Origin of the sequence: Aeromicrobium sp. (assembly GCF_036676885.1) — a bacterium.
In the GTDB taxonomy this organism is placed as follows: Bacteria; Actinomycetota; Actinomycetes; order Propionibacteriales; family Nocardioidaceae; genus Aeromicrobium.
In genome coordinates this window covers 1-2,002 of the sequence record NZ_JAKFCB010000378.1, presented here as the reverse complement: position 1 = coordinate 2,002, position 2,002 = coordinate 1, and the positions used below count along the sequence as shown (strand labels likewise).

Below are 2,002 nucleotides of genomic sequence, written 5' to 3'. Positions count from 1 at the left end.
ACAACCACCTCGGGCCGTCGGGTGCCTACCTCGACCGCTTCGGCCCCTACTTCGCCGGCCAGAACGACTGGGGGCCCGGGCTCAACCTCGACGGGCCGCAGTCCGACGAGGTGCGGCGGTACGTGCTCGACAACGCGCTCGGCTGGTTCGAGCACTTCCACGTCGACGCGCTGCGGCTCGATGCGGTGCACGCGCTGGCGGATCGGCGCGCGCTGACGCTGCTCGAGGAGCTGTCGGCGGAGACCGCGCATATGTCCTCGGTGGTCGGCCGGCCGCTGACCCTGATCGCGGAGTCCGACCTCAACGATCCGCGCATGGTCACGCCGCGTTCGGCGGGCGGGCTCGGCATGGACGCGCAGTGGTCCGACGACCTGCACCACGCGCTGCACGTACGCCTGACGGGGGAGACCGACGGCTACTACGCCGACTTCGCCGCGCCCGGTGCGCTGGCCACGACGTTGCGTGGCGTGTTCTTCCACGCCGGCACGTGGTCGTCGTTCCGCGAACGTACGCACGGCCGTCCCGTCGACACCTCCCGCCTGACCGGCACCTCCTTCCTCGCGTACCTGCAGAACCACGATCAGATCGGCAACCGCGCCACCGGCGACCGCATCTCGGCGTCCATCTCGCCCGGCCTGCAGGCGTGCGGTGCGGCGATCGTGCTGCTCGGGCCCTACACGCCGATGCTGTTCATGGGGGAGGAGTGGGCGGCCAGCACACCGTGGCAGTTCTTCGCGTCGTTCCCCGATCCCGAGCTCGCCGAGGCCGTACGCACCGGTCGTCGCCGCGAGTTCGGCCGGCACGGGTGGGGCGAGTCCGAGGTGCCCGATCCGATGGATCCCGCGACGGTCGAGCGTTCGACGCTTGACTGGTCGGAGGTGTCCTCTGGTCCGCATCGGGAGATGCTCGACCTGTATCGCTCGTTGATCGCACTCCGCCGGTCACACCTTGAGCTGGCTGATCCGTCGCTGGAGGGTTTCGTCGTCGAGGTGGCTCCGGACGACTCGTGGCTCGTCATGCATCGCGGCTCGCTCCGCGTCGTCGTCAACTTCGCCGAGGAGTCCTTCGAAGTCCGTACGCCCGAGTGGTCGCCCGAGTCACCGCAGCACGTGCTGTTGAGATGGGACCGATGACGGCGCGCAATCGGATAGACGCGTCCGGCTTTGAGCTTCACACCGACCGGCATGGTCCCATGATGGATACGTGCGTGGAGTGTTGCTGGATCTCGATGGTGTCGTCTACGTGGGCGACCAGCCAGTGCCGGGCGCGGCCGGGACCGTCGACTGGCTCGCGCGTGAGGGTGTCCCGTACCGCTTCTTGACCAACACCACCTCTCGTCCACGGCGGGCGATCGTCGACAAGCTGACCGGTATGGGCATCCGCGCTGACGCGGACATGATCCTCACCCCGGCAGTTGCGGCGGTGGCCTGGCTGCGCAGTCACGACATCGAGCGTCCGGCGCTGTTCGTCCCGGATGCCACTGCGGCGGAGTTCGCCGAGCTGGGCCCGCTCCCGGACGGGGCTGAGGACGGCGCCGGCGCCGTGATCGTCGGCGACATGGGGGAGGGCTGGGCGTACGCGACGCTCAATCGTGCTCTTCGCCTCCTCATGAGTGACCCAGCGCCGCCACTGGTCGCCCTCGGGATGACCCGGTACTGGCGCGCCGAGGACGGGCTTCGCCTCGACGTGGGTGCATTCGTGCGGGGGCTGGAGTATGCCGCCGGGCGCCCCGCGGTCGTTGTGGGCAAGCCCGATCCGGCGTTCTACGCCACTGCGGTCGACGCCCTGGGTCTGGAGGCAGGCCAGGTCGTCATGGTCGGCGACGACATCCGCACCGATGTCGAGGGTGCGCAGCGCGCTGGCCTGACCGGGGTTCTCGTCCGTACGGGCAAGTTCTCCGCGTCGGACCTCACCGGTGAGGTCGCGCCCGACGCGGTGCTCGACTCGATCGCCGACCTCCCGCGGTGGTGGGCCGAACGCTGAGCGACCCCAAGCGGCGGCG

2 protein-coding genes are annotated in these 2,002 nt (G+C 69.8%); both read left to right on the top strand.

All coding sequences use genetic code 11. The features are described from left to right. The coding region (locus V6M46_RS18080) for a DUF3459 domain-containing protein (protein ID WP_332667650.1) at positions 1 to 1,133 on the top strand (1,133 nt) is incomplete at its 5' end. Positions 1,134 to 1,203: 70 nt separating this feature from the next. Further along, positions 1,204 to 1,983, top strand: a complete 780-nt coding sequence (locus tag V6M46_RS18075; RefSeq protein WP_332667648.1) for a TIGR01458 family HAD-type hydrolase — start codon at positions 1,204 to 1,206, stop codon at positions 1,981 to 1,983. The last annotated feature ends 19 nt before the right edge of the window (positions 1,984 to 2,002 follow it).